Here is a 20,705-nt window from a genome sequence, read left to right as displayed (position 1 = left end):
CGCCTATTGCCGGATTTTGAGGCTATTCTGAGTCAAGCACACGAGATGTCGTGTCTCTGATGTCTGAAACCTACAATATGCCGCGTTTTTCGTGCAAGTCGTTGGCCCGATTCACTTGGGGATAGTCGATGTTTTCCCCAATTAAGGAGGTCTCGGGCGCGGGGCGTGCAAAAACGGGCGGATTGCTATTTCGTTGACTTTCGCTCGGCTGGGCGGTGTATAACGAAACCCTGTTGTCGTGCCGCCTTTCGGGGCGGCGCTATGCTTTTAAGGGGGGCAAATGCCCGCCTGTTTTCGTTGCCGCGTGAGCGCGTGGCGCGGGAGGGCATGGCGGCGGCGACGGGTTCATCCGATGACGGGCCATGAGGTGGGCGGCCAGGGAAAGGCGCGCCACCGGCAACAAGGAGCAAGACGGCTATGGTTGGCTCAACTCTCTACCCGACCTACAACCGCGCGAACCTGGAGTTCGAACGCGGCAATGGTGTCTGGCTGGAGACGACCGATGGCCGACGCTTTCTCGATTGCGGCTCCGGCATTGCGGTGAACTCGCTCGGCCACGGCCATCCGGCGCTTGTCGAGGCGCTGAAGACGCAGGCCGAGAAGCTTTGGCACGTGTCGAACGTCTACACGATCCCGGGCCAGGACACCTTTTCGCGCAAGCTGACCGAAGCGACCTTCGCCGATCGGGTGTTCTTCACCAATTCCGGCGCCGAGGCACTGGAATGCGCGATCAAGACGGCGCGGCGCTACTTCTATTCGAAGGGCGAGCCGGAGCGGGTCGACATCATCACCTTCGAGGGTGCCTTCCACGGCCGGACGCTGGCGACCATCGCCGCCGGCGGTCAGGCGAAGTACCTCGAGGGCTTCGGGCCCAAGGCTCCGGGCTTCGTGCAGGTTCCCTTCGGCGACCGCGAGGCGCTGCTGGCCGCGATCTCCGACACGACGGCCGGTCTCCTGATCGAGCCGATCCAGGGCGAGGGCGGCGTGCGGTCCGTGCCGACCGAGACGCTGCGCGACCTGCGCAAGATCTGCGACGACAACGGCATCCTGCTGCTGCTCGACGAGGTGCAGACCGGCGTCGGACGCACGGGCAAGCTCTTTGCCCATGAATGGGCCGGCATCACCCCGGACATCATGGCGATTGCCAAGGGCATCGGCGGCGGCTTTCCGGTTGGCGCCTGCCTTGCGACCGAGGAGGTTGCCTCCGGCATGCAGCCGGGCACCCACGGCACGACCTATGGCGGCAATCCGCTCGCCATGGCGGTCGGCAACGCTGTGCTCGACGTGGTGCTCGCCGATGGCTTCCTCGAGGACGTGCGCGACAAGGGCCTGCTTTTGACGCAGAAGCTCTCCGGCGTCATCGACCGGCATCCGGAGATTTTCGAGGATCTGCGCGGCAAGGGCCTGTTGCTCGGCCTCAAGTGCCGTGTCCCCAACGGAGCCTTGCTTGAGCGTTTCCGCGCAGAGGGCGTGCTTGCGATCGGCGCCGGCGACAACGTACTGCGCATCCTGCCGCCGCTGACGATCACCGCAGAGGAGATCGAGGAAGCCGTGGCGCGCATCGAGAAGGCAGCCATTGCCATGGAAGCAGAGCTGAAGCAGGGAGCTGCCGAATAATGACTGTCCAGCCCCGCCATTTTCTCGACCTCACCGAGGTCGGGGCAGACGAACTGCGCTCTATTCTCGACGGCAGCCGCCGCATCAAGGAAGCGCGCGGTCCGGTTCGCGTCAGCGGCACGGGGCCGCTGGCCGGCCGCGTGCTCGCCATGGTGTTCGAGCAACCGTCGACGCGCACGCGCATTTCCTTCGACGTCGGCATGCGTGAGCTCGGCGGCGAGACGTTGATGCTGACTGGCGCGGAGATGCAGCTCGGTCGCGGCGAGACCATCGCCGACACCGCGCGCGTTCTGTCGCGCTACGTCGACGCGATCATGATCCGCATCCTTGATCATGACGCGCTGCACGAACTGGCGGAACATGCGACCGTTCCGGTGATCAACGGCCTGACCAAGCTCACCCATCCGTGCCAGATCATGGCCGACGTGCTCACCTTCGAGGAGAAGAAGGGCAAGATCGCCGGCCGGTCCGTCGCCTGGACTGGCGACAGCAACAATGTGCTGGCCTCCTGGGTTCATGCGGCGGCGAAGTTCGATTTTGAACTGCGCATCGCCACGCCCTCCCAGCTTGCCCCCCCGGCGGATCTTATCGCCGCTGCCCGCAAGGCCGGCGCCGAGATCAGCCTGACCGACGATCCGTTCGAGGCCGTGCGCGGCGTCGATGCGGTGGTCACCGACTGCTGGGTCTCGATGGGTGACGACGAGGGCGACCGCCACAACATGCTGAAGCCCTATCAGGTCAACAGCCGGCTGATGGGCGAGGCCGACGCCGACGCGATCTTCATGCATTGCCTTCCCGCGCACCGCGGTGAGGAGGTCACGTCCGAGGTGATGGACGGCCCGGCTTCCGTCGTCTTCGACGAGGCGGAAAACCGCATGCATGCGCAAAAGGGCATTCTTGCCTGGTGCTTTGGAGCCCTGCAGGCCTGATGACTGTTGCTGAAGAACTCGACCGGCTCGGCGTCCAGCCGGCCGGTCGCGATGCCGTCCTGCCCTATTCGGTGGAGCCGCTCGACGTGCGCGGCCGTGCCGTGCTTATGGGCCCGGTTCTCGACAAGATCCTGAAGCGCCACGCCTATCCGACGCCGGTGTCACGCCTGCTGGCGGAAGCTGCGACGCTCGTCGCGTTGCTTGGAACCTCGCTGAAGTTCGACGGGCGCTTCACGCTGCAGACAACGACCGACGGGCCTGTGTCGATGCTCGTCGTCGATTTCGACACGCCGGACGGCCTGCGCGCCTGTGCCCAGTTCGATGAGGCGGCGCTTGCCGAGGCCGAGCGCGCGGGCGCGACCGATACGGCGTCCCTGCTCGGGCGTGGCCATCTGGCAATGACGGTGGATCAGGGCGCGGCGATGAACCGCTATCAGGGCATTGTCGCGCTGGACGGCATTTCGTTGGAGGAGGTGGCGCACCGCTACTTCGCCCAGTCGGAGCAGATCCCGACCGTCGTGCGTCTCGCCGTCGGCGAGGTGTTTGAGCGCCAGGAAGGCTCCGCGCCGCGTCATTCGTGGCTTGCCGGTGGCGTGCTGGCGCAGTTCCTGCCCGAGGCGCCGGAGCGCATGCGTCAGCCCGACCTGCATCCCGGCGATGCGCCGGAGGGCGCGGGCGCGCATCACCTTGACGAGGACGACGCCTGGCGTGAGGCGCGCGCGCTCGTCGAGACCTTGCGCGACGACGAACTCACCGACCTGGACATGACAGCCGAACGGCTGCTTTTCCGTCTCTTCAACGAGCGCGGCGTGCGCATCTTCCCGCCCCAGCCCATCGTCGACCGCTGCCGTTGCTCGGATACGCGTATTCGGGGCATGCTCAAGGGCTTTTCCGCCGAGGAGCGCGACGACATGACGGTGGGCGGGCGGATCGAGGTCACCTGCCGCTTCTGCAACACGCGCTACGACTACGCCTCGGACGAATTCTGACCCCGTAGTCGGGCGCGCGCGTTTGCCGCCTTTTTTCTTTCTGGCCTTGCCGTTTTCCCGCTGCCGGGCGGTTTCCCGTCCGGCCGGCGCAAATATTGTCGCCGTTTGTATCAACTTCTCCAGGCTATGCGTCGCGCCGGTCGGCCCAGGGGCGGCATGGCGCTCCGTTGCACCGGCTCCGCCTTGCGCGTCCCTGTGCCTCAATTGCGACGACAGATTGATACATTCTTCGGCTTGCGCCCCGTCATCTTCGCTTTGATAGTCGCCAGCTATCGCAATGCCATCGTCCCGGAGGCAGGTCCGCACGCGCGGGCCCACCGTAGAAGGCAGTGCGAGGGGAAGGGGCTGCCGTGGGCAGGTCGCTTCCGAGGGAGAACGACGACAGGGCAAAGGTTGGCGAGTGGGCGAGAAAGCGATGCTGAAATCCGTGGATGAAACGTCGTCGACGCACAGGACGGACGTGTCCTATCACCGCCCTGACGAGGGCGGTCGCCGGCAAAGCCGCCGGCTTGTCCTCGTTTCCAAGGCGACGCTTCAGGCGGCTGTCGCGCTCCTGATCATCGCCGGCGCCTACATGGGCATGAAGCATCTCGTGCTGGCGCGTGGCGACGTGCCGACCCGACCCAAGCAGGAGACCGTCTACACCGTCAGCACCCTGCCCGTGGAGATCGGCGACCACACCCCCCGCCTGACCGTTTACGGCGAAGTCGCGGCGGCCCGCAATGCGGAGCTGCGGGCGCTGGTCGCCGGCGAGATCGTGCGGGTAAATCCGAAGCTCGAGACCGGCGCGACCATCGACAAGGGGGAGGAGATCGTCTCCGTCGATCCCTTCCAGTATGAGGGCGCGGTGACCGAGGCGAAGGCCAATCTCGCCGAGGCGCGCGCCGCCATGGTCGAGGCGCGCGGCCGGGTCGCCACGGAAGAGGGCAATGTCACGCGCGCGGTCGAGCAACTCGATTTCGCCGAGCGCGATCTGAAGCGCGCCTCCCAGCTTCTTGCCAGCGGCTCCGTGACGGAGCGCACCCTCGACGAACGCCGGCTGCTGGTATCGCAGCGCAAGCAGGCCGTCGAGCAGCGACGCAACGCCCTCGACGTGGAGAAGGCGCGCGTCCAACAGCAGCAGGCGGCGATCGAGCGGCTGGAATGGCGCCAGTCCCAGGCCGAGCGCAATCTTGCCGATACGGTCCTGCGCGCCCCCTTCGATGCCGTGGTGATGAGCGAGAGCGCCGCCATCGGCCGGCTCGTTGGCGTCAACGACGTGGTCGCGACGCTCTACGACCGCAACGCGCTCGAGGTGCGGTTCACGCTTTCCGACAATCAATACGGCCGCGTCCTTTCCGATACGGGCTCCGTCGTCGGCCGTCCCGTCGAGGTGGTCTGGCACATCGGTGGCGCGCCTGTGCGCTACACGGGCGAAATCGTGCGCACCGGCGCGGAAGTCGCCGTCGCCCGCGGCGGCATCGACATCTATGCCAGCGTCACGGCCGGAGCCGGCCAGGCCGTGCTGCGCCCGGGCGCCTTTGTCGAAGTGACCCTCGATGATCGCACCTATCCTCGCAGCGCCCGCATTCCCGAGGCCGCGCTCTACGGCACCGATCATGTCTATGTCGTCGTCGACGGGCGCACCCAGCGGCGCGAGGTGACCCCGGTCGCCTTCGACGGTACCAGCCTGCTGGTCGAGGGCGACCTCCAGACCGGTGACGTGCTTGTCGCAACGCGCCTCGACGAGGTGGGCGAGGGCGTTCTGGTGAAAGATCCCTTCGGGGCCAAGGAAAAGGACGAGGCCGACGGCAAGGCCGGTGCCGCGGCTGCGACCGGCAAGCCCGCCGGCACCCAGGACGGGCGGAGCTGATCCGATGCACATGCCCGACTTCGAGCCGCGCGGCTTCATTGGTGCCTTCCTGCGCCACCCCAATGCCGCCAACCTGGTGATGGTGCTGATGGTGCTGTTCGGCATCTTCGGCATCACTAAGCTCAACACAGAATTTTTCCCGCAGGTGGTCATCGACCGCATCAACGTGACGATCTCCTGGCCCGGGGCCAGTGCCGAGGACGTGGAAAAGAACATCCTTCAGGCGGTCGAGCCGGAGCTGCGCTTCATCGACAACGTCGACGAGATGGTCTCCTATGCCCGCGAGGGCGCGGCATCGGTCAGCCTTGAGTTCCTCGAGGGCGCCGACATGCAGAAAGCGCTGTCGGACGTCGAGCAGGCGATCGCCGGCGTGACCACCCTGCCGGAGGACAGCGAGACACCTGTCATCGCTCTGTCCAACTGGTTCGACCGGGTCGCCCGGGTCGCCCTGCGCGGCCCCTTTTCCGAGGACGCGCTCAAGGGCTATGCGCGCAAGATCCGAGACGACCTTATCGACCGGGGCATCGACAAGGTCACCTTCAGCGGCTTTCGCGATACCGAATACACGGTCAAGGTGCCCGAGCGCGAGCTGCGCCGCCTCGACATGACGCTAGGCGATATCTCCGGGCGCATCGCCCTCAACACCCGCGACATGCCCTCCGGCGACCTTCAGGGCGGCATCGAGCGGCAGGTGCGTGCCGTCGCCGACACCGCCTCGCCCGAGGCCATCGGGCGGATCGTGGTGAAATCCTTCCCCACCGGCGAGAAGGTGCGTCTGCGCGACATCGCCGATGTCTCCAAGACCTATGACGACGATCAGGTGATCGGTTTCTCCGACGGGGTGCGCGCCGTCGAGTTGACCGTGCAGCGCTCGGCCAAGGCCGACCAGCTCAAGGTCAACGCCATCCTCGACAAGTATCTGACGGAGATCGCCGGGGAGCTTCCGCACTCGCTGGAGCTGGTCAAATACGAGGTGCGGGCGGACTCGCTGTTCCAGCGCATCATGATCCTGGTCGAGAACGGCATTTCCGGCTTCATCCTCGTGCTGATCGTGCTCTTCGCCTTCCTCAACGCGCGCATCGCGCTTTGGGTCGTGGCCGGCATCCCGGTGGCGATCCTGGCCACGGCGGGCATCATGTGGATGACCGGGCAGACCATCAACATGATTTCGCTCTTCGCGCTGATCATGGCGCTCGGCATCATCGTTGATGACGCCATCGTGGTGGGCGAGCACACCGCGACGCGGGTCGCGATGGGCGACAGTCCCTATCACGCGGCCGAGGAGGGCGCCGGGCGCATGCTCTGGCCGATCGTCGCCGCCTGCACCACCACCATCGCTTCCTTCCTGCCGATATTGCTGATGCGCGACACCATCGGCCAGATCATGAGCGCCTTCCCGCTGGTGGTCATATCGGTGGTCATCGCCAGCATTGTCGAGTGCTTCCTGGTGCTGCCGGGCCATCTGGCACATTCGCTTGCCCGCCGTCCGTCGTGGAACTGGTGGCGCGTCGTGCTGCTTGCGGCGATGCCGGCGCTCTTCGTCATCGGGCTCGCCGGGCGGCCGGACATCTCCGTGCCTCCGATTCTCGACTGGCTCGCCGTTCCGGCGCGCGCCGGGCGCGAGGGTCTGGGGGTACTCGCCTTCGACGGTGCGGTGATCCTGCTGTTCTTCGCGGTCGCCCTCGGCCTCGAGGTTCTGTTCATGAGCCTCCGCCGGAGGCGCCGCGACACGCCCTTCGAGGACGAGCCGGGCCGTTTCCGCCGCACCTTCGACGCGGGCTTCGACTGGGTGCGCGACGTGCCGTTCCGCGCCCTCGTGCTTGGTGCCTATCGCTGGCGCTACGTCACCGTGTCCATCGCCATCGCGACCTTGTTCCTGACGGCCGGCATCGTGATGGGCAATCACGTCAAGTTCCGGTTCTTCCCCTCGCCGGAGGCGGAGAACATCCGTGCCACCATCGACTACAACGCTGGCATTTCGCTGGAGAAGTCCGAGGCCGGATTGCTGGCGATCGAGGAGGCACTTCGCCGTGCCGAGGCAAAGCTTGCCGGAGACAGCGGCGAGAAGCTTGTCGTTGCCTCCTACGCCACGCTTGGCCAGTCGGGCAACAGCCGCGGCCGCAATGTCGCGAGCATTGACGTCCAGCTCACCGCCTCGGAAGCCCGCACCATCCGTACCCCAGAGATCGTGCGCGCCTGGCGCAAGGAGATCCCCGAGATTCCCGGCACAAAGCGCGTCGCCGTCTACGAGCGGCGTGGCGGGCCTCCGGGACGTGATCTCGACGTGCGCCTGACCGGCACCGACACGATGGCGCTGAAGGAGGCGTCGCTCGAGCTGCAGGAGCTGCTGACGAGCTACCCGGGTGTCGACGGCGTCGCCGATGACCTTCCCTTCGGCAAGCCGGAACTCCTTATCGAACTGAGCCCGCGCGGCGAGGCACTGGGCTTCACCGTCGACGATGCCGCCCGCCAGATCCGCAGTGCCCTGGAGGGCGCGATCCCGCGCCGCTTCGCGCAAGGCGAGGAGGAGGTCACGATCCGTGTCCGCCAGGAGATGGAGGCCGGCGGGGCGGGGGCCCTGCGCACGCTCTACCTGAAGGCGCCGAACGGTGAGTTCGTGCCGCTTCTCGAGGTCGTGCGGCTGTCGGACCGGCAGGGGTTCTCGGTCATCCAGCGGCGTGACGGCAAGATCACGATCTCCGTCTCGGCGGATGTGGATTCAGACGTGACCACCAACATTCGGCTGGTGCAGGATCTCAGCGACGGCAAGATTCAGGACATCGCCGCGCGCCATGGCGTCGAATACCGGTTCTCCGGACGCGAGGAGGAGCGCAAGGACGCGTTCAGCGATCTGGAGCTGGGCACGGTCGCGGCGATGGCGATGATCTACCTGATCCTCGCCGCCGTCTTCGCGAGCTACTTCAAGCCGATTGCGGTGATGTCGATCATCCCATGCGGCATCGTCGGCACGGTCTTCGGCCACTACATCATGGGCTACGACCTGACGATCCTGAGTTTCATCGGGTTGCTCGGCCTGTCGGGTATCCTGGTCAACAACTCGATCATTCTGGTGGCGCGCTTCGACGAGCGGCTGTCGGAGCGGGAAAGCGTCGAGAGCGCGGCCGTCTCCTCCTCGCTCGACCGTCTGCGCGCCGTGCTTCTCACCTCGCTGACGACGATCGGCGGGCTTGCGCCCTTGCTTTTCGAGGAAAATCTTCAGGCGCGCTTCCTGATGCCGATCACCATCACCATCGTCTTCGGTCTGTCGACGGCGACCGCGCTGGTCCTCGTCCTCGTGCCGGCAATGATGGGCATTGGCGACGATATCATGCGCCTGCTCACGCTGCGCAAGGACGAGGATGGCGACGACGGTCTGCAGGATGGCCCGCACCCGGAGCGCTCACACCCGCCCGCGCCGCGCGGACCCGACGGCGTTCCGGCAGAATAGGCGCCGGTGCGCATGCCCCTGTCTGCGCACCGGCGAGGCCGGTCAGACGGCGCTGTTCATTCTGCCTCGGTGAGGCTTGCTGCAAAAACCGCCGTCTCCCTGGCGGCCTGCGCCAGGTTGCCGTCCCAGGTCGCGGGCGAGGCGCCGCGCGGAGCAAGATCGTGGTTGCCGTCCTCAAGGAAGAACAGGCGCACCGTTTCCGGCAGGGCCACGTCCGCAAGCTCGGCCGCATTGCCGAAGCCGTCGCGGTCGCCCTGGGCGATCAGCACCGGGCGGCGGGTTTCCTCGAGCGGGGCGAGCCGCCAGTTCCCGGCGTCACCCTGAGGATGAAACGGATAGCCGAGGCAGACGACGCCCGTGACCCGCTTGGGCAGGGAAGGGGAGGCGGCGAGCATTGCCGCGACGCGACCGCCCATCGACTTGCCTCCGATCAGGACAGGCCCCGGGCAAGTGGCAAGCAGTGTCTGGAGCGCGGTCTGGAACTCGCCGATGAGCAGGTCGGCCTTCGGCGGCGGGCGCTTCCGGCCACCGTCACGACGGCCTGCCATATAGGCGAACTCGAAGCGGGCGACATCGAGCCCGGCCTTGGCGGCATGGCCGGCGAAACGGTTCATGAAGCCCGAATCCATGGCCGCGCCCGCCCCATGCGCGAGAAGCAGGGTCGCGGCAGCGGGGGTGTCGCCTTCGGCGCGGGTCCAGAGGAAGTCGCTCATTTGTCGGTCCTGTGTGCGGGGCTCTTCACGAACCCTTGAATGCAGCGTTGTTCGCCTATCCCACGGGCGCGCGCTAGGTTCAAGCAGCAGGGCTGCCGGAGAGCGGTTTGCACGGTGCATGAACGCGCCCCACGGAGGTCTTGGAGATCATGAATGAAGCTGGCATCAGACTTGCGATCTTCCTTGGCATCTTCGCGGCCATGGCGCTGTTCGAGGTCGTCCTGCCGCGTCGCGACCTGATCCTGTCACGGGCGCGGCGCTGGACCACCAACCTCGCCATCGTCGCGTTCGACACCGCGATGCTGCGCATCGTCTTCCCGATGGCCGCCGTCGGCGTGGCTCTCTGGGCCGAGCAGGCCGGCTTCGGGCTGTTTCACATGCAGGATGCGCCCGTCGCGCTTGCCGCCATCGCCGGCTTCGTGATCCTCGACTTCGCCGTCTGGTTCGAGCACTGGGCGTCGCACAAGGTGCCGCTGCTCTGGCGCATCCACAGGATGCACCATGCCGACCGCGACATCGACGTGACCACGGCGCTGCGCTTTCATCCGCTGGAAATTCTTTTGTCAATGCTCTGGAAGGCCGGCGTTGTGGCTGTCTTCGGCATCCCGGCAATCGGTGTTCTCGTCTTCGAGGTGGTGCTGAACGGCGCGGCGATGTTCAACCACGCCAATCTGCGCCTGCCGGGCGCGCTGGACCGGATCTTGCGCCTCGTCCTGGTGACGCCCGACATGCACCGGGTCCATCATTCGACGATCCGCGCGGAGACGGATTCCAACTACGGCTTCAATCTTTCGCTCTGGGACCGGCTGTTTCGCACCTATGTCGACCAGCCGCGGGAGGGGCACGAGGGCATGACCATCGGCCTGACGGAATACCAGGACGAAAAGCCGGCCGGCATTCTGTGGAGCCTCGCTCTTCCCTTTCGCGCTGGCCCCGCGCACGGCGGCCGGCCCGGGCGGAATCCTTCAGTAAAAGCTGACGGGGAAGTAGCGTAGATAGAGCTCGGAATAGACGCCCTTGGCCTGAAGGCGCGCGAGCGCGTGGTTGACCGCCGCCTGGCGCAGCGCGTCGTCCCGGCGAAAGGCGATGGACAGGCCGTGGTCGAAATACCCCGGTTCGAGCCATGGGCCGCCGACGAACTCGCAGCAATTCCCCGATATCTTGCCGTTAAGCCAGAAGGACAGCGACAGGCCGTCGCCGAAATGGGCGTCGACCTCCTCGGTGCCCAGTGCGGCGCGCGCTTCCGTGGCGGTCGGGTAGGTCCGGATCTCCGCACCGCTGAAATAGCTGCGCAGGAACCTCTCGTGCACGGTGCCCTCGACAACCGAGATGCGCTTGCCGACCAGATCCTCGGGAAGGACCGAAAGCGTCTTGCCCTTCAGCACCGAGAAGCGGGCGGGAAGGCGCAGGTAGGGATCGGAAAAGAGCAGCGTCTGCACGTTGTCCGGTGTCGTCGCCAGGCCGGCGATGATCGCGTCGCCCTCCTCGCCGTCGAGCGCCGGCACCAACGCGTCGAAGGATTTGATCCGCAAGGAGCAGGCAGCCTCCAGCTCTTCGCAGATCGCGCGGGCAAGGTCGATGTTGAAGCCGGTGAGCCGACCCGTGCCGTCGCGAAATGCGAAGGGCGGGAAATCATCGGCTGCAAGGAAGCGGATCGTGTTGGGCGTCGTTGTCGGGCGGTCCGTGCCGGTGCGCGGATCCCAGTAGTTGGGTGTGACCACTTCCGTCGAGGTAATTTCTGACGTTACGGAAGTTTCCGGCGTTGCGGATTGGGCGAGAGTCGCGGCTGTACTCGTAAAAATAGCAAGAGTTGCAACTGCAATCGTCTTGCGGTCAAATCCGGGGAGCATTCCTGTCAATCCTGTCGTTCCGGCCGGCGTCCGGCTGCCCGTTTCTTTTCTTTATCCTCTTTTCCCGCCACACCATACCACGATCCCGCCCCATGCCCGAGCCTTCCCTGCCCGAGCTTTCCGAGTGCGCCCCTTCCGCGCTGCCGCCGCCGCACTCGATTGTCGGCGATGCGGGGCGCGAGCGGACGCGGAGCCGCCCTGCCGCCGTCCGGTTGCGGCAACGACCCGGTGCCCGCCCGCCGGCGGCTCTCCCCCCGGACCTCGCGGTGTTGCGCCGGCGCGGGGTCTGCGATGCGCTGTTGCAGGTCGTGCTGCGGACCGCGCGTCGACGGGCCATGCCGCCGGGGCGACTGCTTCTCGATCTGGAGCTTGTGCCGGAGGAGGCCTATTACGCAGCGGTCGCGGAGGCCGCTGGCCTGCGCTTCCTGCCTTCCGGGTCGTTCGTTTCCTGCCATTCCCCAGGTTTTCCGCCGCCGCCGGGCACCAACGGGCCGCTTGCCATCGGCCGTGACGAGAGCGGGCGCACCATGGTCGCCGTGGCGCTGCCGCCAGGGCGGCTGGCAGCGTTTCTCGACCTTGTCGACCGGTTCCCCGATCTGCGCGAACGGACCTGTATCGCCGCACCTGCGGCGCTCGACAGGGCGATCGCCGAGGCCGATCCGGCAGCCCGTCTCGCGCTCACCCGTTCCAGGATGTCGGCCTTGCGTACCCTGACAAAGGGGCAGGCGGTCGTCCTGGCGGTCGCAGCCGGCGGGATCCTCGCGGGGCAGGTCTTCTCGCTCAAGGCAGCCGCCGTTCTGCTGTCGGTTCTCGTCACCGGCGTCGGGCTGCTGTCGAGCGGGGTTCGCGCTCTTGCCGGAGTGTCCGGCGCCCGCGCGCCCGTGCCGCATCGTATGTTGCCACGCGCCGAGCTGCCGCCCGTGAGCGTGCTCGTGCCGCTCTACCGAGAAGCGCGGGTCGCGGCGTCCCTTGCCGCTCATCTCGGCGCGCTGGACTATCCCCGCGACCGCTTCGAAGTGCTGTTTCTGTTGGAGGCGGACGACCGCGAGACGGGGGCGGCGCTCGCTCCTCATCTGCGCGGCGGCATGCGCATCCTGTCGGTGCCTAACGGTCATCCGCGCACCAAGCCGCGCGCGCTTGCCCACGGACTGTCGCAAGCGCGCGGCGAACTCGTCGTCGTCTATGACGGTGAAGACCGGCCGGAGCCGGACCAGCTGCTCAAGGCAGCGGCGCGTTTCGCCGAGCTTCCCGCCGATGTCGCCGTGCTTCAGGCACAGCTTGCCATCGACCACCGCAGCCCGCGCTTCTTTCCCCGTCAGTTCCTGATGGAATATTCGGGCCTCTTCGACTGCCTGTTGCCATGGATGGCGGCGCGCGGCTGGCCGGTTCCGCTCGGCGGCACCTCCAATCATTTCCGCCGCCTGCCGCTGGAGGCGGTCGGCGGCTGGGATCCGCACAATGTCACCGAGGACGCCGATCTGGCCGTTCGGCTGGTGCGGTCGGGCTACGGGATCGCGATGCTGGGCTCGACGACATGGGAGGAGGCACCGCTAAGCTGGATCGCCTGGCACCGGCAGCGCACGCGCTGGCTCAAGGGCTGGTTGCAGACGCTGCTCGTCCTGCTGCGAAGCCCCGGCGCGCTTGCCCGCGACCTTCGGCGCACGCGCCTCGTGGTGCTTCTGGTCTATCTGCTTGCCATGGTGACGACGCTTGCCGCCCACCCGGTCTTTGTGCTGGTGCTTCTGTTCTACGGTACCGGGCTTGCGGACGTGTCCCTGCTCTCGGTCGATTTTGCCGCCATCCTGTTGCCGCTCGCCGGCCTCAGCGTCCTTGCCTGCTACGGTGGCATGACCTTGTTGCTGATCGGCGGAGCCATGGCGCGAGATCGGCCGCCGGCGCTCCTCGACCTGTTGCTCGTGCCGGTCTACTGGATTGCCCAGAGCCTTGCCTTCTACGCCGCGCTCATGGAGCTGGTCCGCGCTCCGCATCACTGGCAGAAGACCGAGCACGGTCTTGCCCGCCGGCCGCGAACCGGGGGAGTGGCGATGATGGCGCCGGCCCGAGGCTGGCGGGTCTTCGGCTTTCTCCGCGCGAGGCGGGAGAGGGGCGGTCCGCGCGGTGGCGGCGAGTTGAAAGCACCGCGCGTTTCCGTCTAGGTTCGGAGCCTTCGAGCCGAATCCGCCAGGCGCATCTCATCCGGGGGTCAATTCGTGTCTGCCTTCACGTTCGTTCATGCGGCGGATCTCCATCTCGGCAGTCCGCTCGCCGGTCTTGCCCTGCGCGACCCGGTGCTGGCGGAACGCTTCGCCGACGCGATCCGCGCGGCCGTCGTCGGCCTCGTCGATGCGGTGATCGACAAGGGCGCACGCTTCCTCGTCATCTCCGGCGACGTCTATGACGGAGACTGGAAGGATCATTCGGTCGGGCTGTTCTTCAACCGGGAGATGGCCCGGCTGGCGCGCGCCGGCATTCCGGTCTTTGTCATCCGCGGCAACCACGATGCCCAGAGCGTGGTCACCCGCTCCATCACCCTGCCGGACAATGTGCATGTCTTCGGCGTGCGCAGCCCCGAGACGCATCGCCTAGAGGATCTCGGCGTTGCGATCCACGGACAGAGTTTTGCCAATCGGCAGGTGCCGGAGAACCTCGCGCGTGCCTATCCCGCTCCGCTCGCCGGCCACTTCAACATCGGCCTGCTGCACACCTCGCTGACCGGCCGGCCGCCGCATGCGGACTACGCGCCCTGCACGGTCGAGGACCTGAAGGCGCGGGGCTACGACTATTGGGCGCTTGGCCATGTCCATGCCCATGAGGTGGTCGCGCAGGATCCGCCGATCGTCTTCCCCGGCAACATTCAGGGCCGCAGCATCCGCGAGACCGGCGAGAAGGGGGCGGTGCTCGTCCGCGTGGTCGATGGCCGGGTCGAGGCCATGGAGCGTCTCGTCGTCGACGCGGCGCGCTTCGCCCGCGTCGAGCTCGATGTTTCCGTCCATGGTGACCGCGACGCGCTGCTTGCGGCGGTCGAGGAGGCGCTGGCCAGTGAGGCCGTGCGCGCCGACGGTCGTCCGCTGGCCGCGCGCCTGCGGCTTTTCGGCGAAAGTCCGCTGCGCGATGCGCTGCTGGCCGGGCGCGCGGATCTCGCCGTGGAGGTCCAGGGTGCCTTCGACCGGGCCGGAGCCGATCTCTTCCTTGAAAAGCTTGTTCTCGACCTCGCCCGTCCCGGCACGCAGGATCCGGTGCAACTCGGTGACGGTGCGCTCGATCTCGCCTCGCTTCTTGACGAAGCTGCGCATGATCAGGACTTCCGCGCCGCCGCACAGGCGGAAATCGCGCAGATCGCCGCGCGGGTTCCAGGCGGGCTTCTCGATCCCGCCGCGCCCTTTGGCGAGGATCTCGACGCGCTCGTCGACGAGGCGCGGGCGTTGCTCGGGCTGCGTATCGGTGGGGGCGCCTAGGAGATGCGCCTCGAGCGGCTCGACCTCCTGCGGTACGGCGGACTGACGGACAGATCGCTTGCCTTTCGTTCCGGCGCGCGGCTCCATCTCGTCTACGGCGCGAACGAGGCGGGCAAGTCGACCGCGCTCGCGGCCATCGCCGATCTTCTCTTCGGCTTTCCGCATGCCAAGGAATGGGACTTTCGCCACGAGGCCAAGTCGCTGCGGGTCGGCGCGCGCCTGGTCAACAGCCACGGCGAGCATCTGTCCTTTCGCCGCCGGCGCGGCAACAAGAACACGCTGCTTTCCGATGACGAGGCGGAGACGCCGCTGCGTGACGATGCGCTGGTTCCCTTCCTGGGAAATCTCGGCCGCGATGTCTTTCTGAACAGTTTCGGTCTCAACTCGGCTCGCCTGCGGGACGGGGCGAGAGCGCTGCTCTCGCAGGAAGGAGACGGGCAGGGCGCGCTCTTCGCCGCTGCTTCCGGCCGCCACGGGCTTGCGGCCCTGCGCAAGGCGCTCGACGAGGAGGCGAGCGGGCTTTTCGCGGCGCGCGCTTCCAAGGATCGCCGCTTCTTCCAGGCGCTTGCCCGCCACGAGGAGGCCACGAAACTCATGCGCGAGCGCGAGTTGCGCGAGGCTGCGTGGAAGGGCCTCAACGCGGCGGTCGATGCGGCGGAGGCCGCGCTCGACGAGGCATCCGTCACGCTCAAGGAGCACCGCAAGCGCGAGCGCCGTCTGGATCGGCTTCTGCGGCTGCGCCCGCTTCTTGAGGAGCTTCTCGCGCACGAACGCGCGCTCGACCGGTTCGCCGATCTCGCAGAGGTGCCCGACAGCCTGACAGGCGACCTGAAGGCCGCGCTTGACGGTCTCGATGCGGTGGAGGCGATCCGTCGCGCCGCTCTTGTCCGCGCGGAGGAGGCCGGCAAGGCCCACGCGGCGCTTGTGGTCGATGATGCATTGCTGGAACGGGCTGAGGAGATCGCCGGGCTCTTTGCCGAAACCGGAGCCTACCGCCAACGGCTGGAGCAGATCCCGCGCGTTCAGGCTGAAGCCGATGCGCACGGCGAGGAGATCGCCGCCATTCTCCGCCGTCTCGGTCATGGCGGGGACGATCTTTCCGGTGCGGCGCTGAACGACAGGCAGCCGGCAGATGCCGATCTTGCGGGGCTTTCGGGCGCGATCGAGGCTGGCCGCCGGATCGAGCGCGATGCACAGACGCTTGCCGAGAGCGAGGCGAAGGAACGACAGGCGCTTGCCGATCTCGACGGCGAGGCGCAGCCGGGCGTGCAACAGAGCGATCCGGGGCCGCTGCTTGCCCGTCTGGCCGCGCTTGCTCCCGATCTCAAGACACTGGACGGCGTCGACGAGATCGTCCCGAGGCTTGCCGCTACGCGCCGGAGGCTGGCCGAGGAGGCGGGCCGGCTCGATCCGCCGGTCGCCGACCCAGACGCTCTCGCCACCGTGCCGCTGCCCTCGCTTCCGCTTTTGTCCGCGCACCGCGACCGGCTTGCGGGCCTTGGCGAGGAGGCGCGCCGGCAGGAAGATGCCCTTCGCGAAATGCGCAACCGCATCGACCGCATCGCGGCGGTTGTCGCCGAGGCCGAACGCGGTGGCGATATTCCCTCCGCCGAGGCGATCCGTGCCGCGCGGGCGGCGCGCGACCATGCTCTTGCCGGTCTGCCGGACGCCCTTGCTGTCGCACGGGCTGGCGCGGGCGATCCTCTGGCCGACGTGCAGGGCCGTGTTGCGGAGGCAGACCGGCTTGCCGACCGGGCGATTGCGGAAGCGGAGCGCGTCACCCGCCATCAGGCGAACCGTGAGGCGCTGGCCGGGCACCGCGCCGAACTTGCCGCCCTTGAAGCCGAGGGCGAGCGGGTCGCGGGGGAGCGAGAGGCGGCATGGGGAGAGTGGCAGGCGGCATTCGCCGGCCTGGGCATGGTGCCGCTTGCGCCCGAGCGAATGCTCGACTGGTGTCGCGGCGTCGAGGCGCTTCTGCAACGCCGCGGCGAAGCTGTGGAGCTTGCCGACCGGCTGCAGGCGCTGGAGCAATTGGCCGAGACGCTCCGGCCGGATCTGGAGGCTCTGGCCAGGGATCTCGACCTTGAAATCGCGCCCGCAGAGAGGCTCCGCCCGCTTGCGCGCCGCCTCGAGGCCACGCTGGCGAAGCAGCAGGAGAGTTGGGCCGCTGGCCGCATGAGAGCGGCCCGACGCGAGGACCTTTGCAGCCGTGTCGAGCGGATCGTCGCCGACAGGCAGGCGCTTGCCGCGCGCTCCGCGGACTGGCGCGCGCGCTTCGACGCGGCGCTCGCGCCACTGGGATTGCCCGCGGGCAGCCCGATTGCCGCGGCCGAGGCGGCCGTCGCTGCCTGGCGTGAGCTGCCTGCCGCTCTTGCGCGGCGCGACCACGCGGCCCGTCGCGTCGAGGGGATGCGCCGCGACAATCGCGCCTTCGAGGCGCGCGTGGCGACGCTGTCGGCGGGCATTGCCCCCGACCTTGCCGACCATCCGCCGGTGGCGGCGGCCGCGCTCCTCAACCGCCGCCACGAGGAGCAGCTTGCCGCCCGCATCCGCCGCGACGGAGCGCTGTCGGAGAAGGAAAAGGCGGAGAGCGGGCTGGAGCAGGCCGACGCCCGGCTCGCAGAGGCGCGGGCCCGGCTGGAGGTCTTGCGCGCGCGCCTGCCCAGGGGACTTGCCGAGGAGGCGCTGCGCGACCTTGCCGTGCGTCTTTGCGAGCGCGATGGCCTCGCCCTGGCCCATGCCGACAGTCTTTCCCGCTTTGCGCAGGTCTCCGAAGGCGAGAGCCGGGCGGCGGTTGCCGAGGAACTCGCCGGCTTCGACGCCGACAGCGCCTCGGTCGATCTGGAGGGCCTGCAGGTCGAGGACGAACGGTTGACGCGCGCCCGCGACGAAGCCCACGCCGCGCGCCAGGCGGCGCTGGCCGACCGTCGCGCGGCGGAGGAGGGCGAGGGCGCGGAAAAGGCCGCCTTCATCCGCCAGGCGGCGGAGACGGAGATGCTCGACGTGGCAAGGGAGTGGTCGGTGCTGAGGATCTCGGCGCTGCTGCTCGACGCAGCCCTTGCCCGCCATCGGCAGAGCCAGGGCGACCCGCTGGTCGAGCGTGCCGGCGAGATCTTCGCGAAGCTCACGGACGGCGCCTTCTCGGGCCTGACACGCAGCTTTGCCGAGGATGACCGCAGCGAGCTTTGCGCACTTCGCGCCGAGGGCGGTGAGGAGGTGGCGATGAGCGGGTTGAGCGAAGGCACCGGCGACCAGCTCTATCTGGCGTTACGGCTCGCATTCCTGAGCGACTACGCGAGCCGTGCCGAGGCCGCGCCCTTCATCGGCGACGATCTGTTCCAGACGTTCGACGACAACCGCACGGCGGCCGGATTGCGCGCGCTTGCGGGGTTGTCGGAGAGCCTGCAGCCGATCCTCTTCACCCACCACCGAAGTGTGGTCGACATCGCCCGCAGCGAGCTCGGCGACGGACTGGACCTGGTGGATTTGTGAGGCGCGCGCGTTCCGCAAGCGGGCGTCGCGGGCAAGACATCAAAGGGAAGCTTGAAAGACGGGGGAGGTTGGAGCGGGTAACGGGAATCGAACCCGTGCTAAGAGCTTGGGAAGCTCCTGTGATACCATTTCACCATACCCGCATCACGAGATTTAGATACCCGCTCTCCCGGTCCCGCACAAGGGGGCACACGCACGCCAGCCTGTGGAGATCGCGCTTCGCGGCACTCTCGGCCGCTTGATTTCGGCCCGTGCGAACCCACCTCTGGTCGGCTGCCGGACTGGCGGCCATCTGAGCATCGAAACACGGGGCAAGCGCTTTGGCGGCAATGCGGGACAGACTATCGCAACTGGTGCGCTCCAGGCGCTGGGAATGGACGATCATCGCGCTGATCGTGGTCAATGCGGTCACGCTCGGGCTGGAAACCAGCCAGGCCGCGATGGCGGCGGCGGGGCCCTTCCTCTATGCGCTCGACCGGATCGTGCTGGCGATCTTTGCCGTCGAGATCGTGCTGCGCATATATGCCCACCGGCTTGCCTTCTTCCGCGATCCCTGGAGCCTCTTCGATTTCGTCGTCGTCGCGATCGCGCTGATGCCGGCCAATGGCGCGTTCCAGGTGCTGCGCGCGCTGCGCATCCTCAGGGTGCTGCGGCTGATCTCGGTGGTGCCCTCGCTGCGCCGCGTGGTCGGCGGTCTTGTCGCCGCGCTTCCCGGCATGGGCTCCATCGTGCTTCTTCTGGCGCTTGTCTTCTATGTCTTCGCGGTGATGACGACGAAGCTCTACGGCGGCAGCTTCCCGGACTGGTTCGGCACCATCGGTCGCTCCACCTACACGCTGTTCCAGATCATGACGCTCGAGAGTTGGTCGATGGGCGTCGTCCGGCCGGTGATGGAGGTCTACCCCTATTCCTGGGCCCTCTTCGTCCCCTTCATCCTGTGCACCGCCTTCACTGTGCTGAACCTTTTCATCGGTGTCATCGTTTCCGCCATGCAGCAGGAGCATGACCAGAGCGCGGAGGCCGACCGTCAGGCCATCCATACGGAAACGGGCGTGGTCCTTGCCGAGGTGCGCGCCCTGCGCGAGGAGGTGAAGGCCCTGCGCGAGGAGGCCCGCGCGCGACGGGACCTCCCCGCGGGGCCGGAGGTCAGTTCGACTGGCGCTTCATGAATTCGTCGCGAAGCATCACGGATTTCATCGCCGGCAGCCGGATGGCATTGACCAGAAGCACGATGAGCTGGATCAGCGTTGCGGTTGCCAGCGCGTCGAGCAGCCAGCCAAGCGGTTCGCCGAACCCGGCCCAATAGGCCGGCATGTCGTCAAGCGAGGGCAGGGTCGAAAGCCCGGTGGCGCCGTGCAGGCAGAGCGCGATCCAGAAGCCGGCGCAATAGGGGCAGTTCCACTGCTTGTAGAGCACCCGCAACGGCGCGGGCAGGGCCTCGATCAGCCGGTTGAACCATGTGCCCCAATGCGGGAGCTTTTCCCAGAAGAGCAGATGGATCGCTGCTCCGATAAGTGCTGCATCGAAGGTCATTTCAGTCTCCTTGCGTTTCGCCGGGCGCGCGCGGGCGCCATGCCGGCGGGTGAAGATCGGGAAGACGCGACCGGCGCCGCGATGCTGCTGCCCGCGCTCTTGTCGAAAAGTGCTCCCTCGCCGAACGGCGCGGTTGCCGCATCGCTCTTGCCCATTTTGGCAACCCGAAGCCGTGTGTTTGTCTGGGCCTTTGTCACCTCCGTCGACCAGTAAGTTAGTATGGAAGACATACTAAAGTGCGCGCGCATGGGAGGGGAGCTTCCTTGTGGCGTCCCGATGGCGCCGGGAAGCGAGGGGGTGAAGGTGCTGGAAGAACAGGCCTCTCTCAGGGGAGGTCTGCGAGGGTCCTGATTGCCGAGCGCAGCGGCTGGATGTCCGCCTCCTGCAGGTCGGAGAAGATCTCGGCGAGCGCCGCTTCGTAGACGGCCTCACCACGGGCGAGCAGCTCGGCGCCGGAGCCCGTCAGCAGGATATGCTGGGCGCGGGCATCCATCAGGCACGGGACCCGTCGCACAAGGCCGCGTTCCTCAAGTTTCACGACCATGGCGCTGGCCGAGGCCTTGCGCACGCCCATCGCCGCCGCCACGTCCTGAAGGTGCTGGGTGTGTTCGTCGCGCAGGACCTTGCGCCGCTCCTGCTCCTTGATCGCCCGCAGATATTCGAACTCGCTGTGGCTGACGCCAATGCCAGTCGCCATCGTCGCCCATCGGCGATGGACGATGCGATGAAGGTGCTCCAGCGCGCGCGACGGAGAGAGAGCGTGGGCGTCTGTGTCTGTCATGTCGATCCGGTTCCAGATAGTCAGGAAGACATACTAACTGTCCAGC

Annotated in this window: 14 protein-coding genes and 1 tRNA gene; 10 read left to right on the top strand and 5 right to left on the bottom strand. The window is 67.3% G+C overall.

Annotation, left to right across the window (positions count from 1 at the left end; translation table 11 throughout):
* The first annotated feature begins 417 nt into the window (after nt 1-417).
* The 5 genes from ACSLUQ_RS10860 to ACSLUQ_RS10840 all read left to right on the top strand — a co-directional run bounded on the left by ACSLUQ_RS10860 (nt 418) and on the right by ACSLUQ_RS10840 (nt 8,835).
* On the top strand, nt 418-1,617 hold the full coding sequence (locus ACSLUQ_RS10860; protein ID WP_461808543.1) for an acetylornithine transaminase: 1,200 nt from the start codon (nt 418-420) through the stop codon (nt 1,615-1,617).
* Nucleotides 1,617-2,546 (top strand): ornithine carbamoyltransferase, encoded by a 930-nt coding sequence (gene argF / locus ACSLUQ_RS10855; RefSeq protein WP_417772517.1) that lies wholly within the window; start codon nt 1,617-1,619, stop codon nt 2,544-2,546. Before ACSLUQ_RS10860 ends, argF begins: the two co-directional genes overlap by 1 nt.
* On the top strand, nt 2,546-3,535 hold the full coding sequence (locus ACSLUQ_RS10850; protein WP_461808542.1) for an Hsp33 family molecular chaperone: 990 nt from the start codon (nt 2,546-2,548) through the stop codon (nt 3,533-3,535). Before argF ends, ACSLUQ_RS10850 begins: the two co-directional genes overlap by 1 nt.
* 415 nt (nt 3,536-3,950) lie before the next feature.
* Nucleotides 3,951-5,387: an efflux RND transporter periplasmic adaptor subunit gene (locus ACSLUQ_RS10845; RefSeq protein ID WP_461808541.1), complete on the top strand. Its 1,437-nt coding sequence runs from the start codon at nt 3,951-3,953 to the stop codon at nt 5,385-5,387.
* 4 nt (nt 5,388-5,391) lie between these two features.
* Complete coding sequence (locus ACSLUQ_RS10840; RefSeq protein WP_461808540.1) at nt 5,392-8,835, top strand: efflux RND transporter permease subunit; 3,444 nt, start codon at nt 5,392-5,394, stop codon at nt 8,833-8,835.
* Nucleotides 8,836-8,891: 56 nt separating this feature from the next.
* Here the strand turns inward: ACSLUQ_RS10840 and ACSLUQ_RS10835 are convergent, their stop codons facing one another.
* Nucleotides 8,892-9,548 carry an alpha/beta family hydrolase gene (locus tag ACSLUQ_RS10835; protein ID WP_461808539.1) on the bottom strand — a complete coding sequence of 219 codons (657 nt, stop codon included), beginning with the start codon at nt 9,546-9,548 and terminating at the stop codon, nt 8,892-8,894.
* A 149-nt stretch (nt 9,549-9,697) separates the two neighbouring features.
* Between ACSLUQ_RS10835 and ACSLUQ_RS10830 the strand changes: the two genes are divergently transcribed.
* Nucleotides 9,698-10,543, top strand: a complete 846-nt coding sequence (locus tag ACSLUQ_RS10830; protein ID WP_461808538.1) for a sterol desaturase family protein — start codon at nt 9,698-9,700, stop codon at nt 10,541-10,543.
* Here the strand turns inward: ACSLUQ_RS10830 and ACSLUQ_RS10825 are convergent.
* Nucleotides 10,514-11,269 carry a transporter substrate-binding domain-containing protein gene (locus ACSLUQ_RS10825; RefSeq protein ID WP_461808537.1) on the bottom strand — a complete coding sequence of 252 codons (756 nt, stop codon included), beginning with the start codon at nt 11,267-11,269 and terminating at the stop codon, nt 10,514-10,516. The two genes, ACSLUQ_RS10830 and ACSLUQ_RS10825, sit on opposite strands and share 30 nt — an antisense overlap.
* A gap of 221 nt (nt 11,270-11,490) precedes the next feature.
* Here ACSLUQ_RS10825 and ACSLUQ_RS10820 point away from each other — a divergent pair, with 221 nt between their 5' ends.
* The 3 genes from ACSLUQ_RS10820 to ACSLUQ_RS10810 are packed head-to-tail and all read left to right on the top strand — an operon-like array spanning nt 11,491 to nt 18,345.
* Nucleotides 11,491-13,554, top strand: coding sequence for a glycosyltransferase family 2 protein (locus ACSLUQ_RS10820; protein ID WP_461808536.1), 2,064 nt, complete (start codon nt 11,491-11,493; stop codon nt 13,552-13,554).
* Between the two features lie 54 nt (nt 13,555-13,608).
* Complete coding sequence (locus ACSLUQ_RS10815) at nt 13,609-14,853, top strand: metallophosphoesterase family protein (protein WP_461808535.1); 1,245 nt, start codon at nt 13,609-13,611, stop codon at nt 14,851-14,853.
* 3 nt (nt 14,854-14,856) lie between these two features.
* Entirely contained in the window at nt 14,857-18,345 is a 3,489-nt protein-coding gene (locus tag ACSLUQ_RS10810) for an ATP-binding protein (RefSeq protein ID WP_461808534.1), read from the top strand.
* A gap of 69 nt (nt 18,346-18,414) precedes the next feature.
* Here ACSLUQ_RS10810 and ACSLUQ_RS10805 read toward each other — a convergent pair.
* Nucleotides 18,415-18,488 (bottom strand) — tRNA-Gly (locus tag ACSLUQ_RS10805).
* A 186-nt stretch (nt 18,489-18,674) separates the two neighbouring features.
* Here ACSLUQ_RS10805 and ACSLUQ_RS10800 point away from each other — a divergent pair.
* Complete coding sequence (locus ACSLUQ_RS10800) at nt 18,675-19,514, top strand: ion transporter (protein ID WP_417772527.1); 840 nt, start codon at nt 18,675-18,677, stop codon at nt 19,512-19,514.
* Here the strand turns inward: ACSLUQ_RS10800 and ACSLUQ_RS10795 are convergent.
* A complete protein-coding gene (locus ACSLUQ_RS10795; protein ID WP_417772528.1) occupies nt 19,492-19,878 on the bottom strand; it encodes a hypothetical protein in 387 nt (128 codons plus the stop codon). The genes ACSLUQ_RS10800 and ACSLUQ_RS10795 overlap by 23 nt on opposite strands.
* Nucleotides 19,879-20,203: 325 nt before the next feature.
* Nucleotides 20,204-20,659 (bottom strand): MarR family winged helix-turn-helix transcriptional regulator, encoded by a 456-nt coding sequence (locus tag ACSLUQ_RS10790; RefSeq protein WP_461808533.1) that lies wholly within the window; start codon nt 20,657-20,659, stop codon nt 20,204-20,206.
* Between the last annotated feature and the right edge of the window lie 46 nt (nt 20,660-20,705).

Source organism: Stappia sp. ICDLI1TA098 (assembly GCF_054880955.1).
The sequence above is the reverse complement of the archived record's forward strand: the minus strand, read 5'-3'. Positions and strand labels throughout refer to the sequence as shown.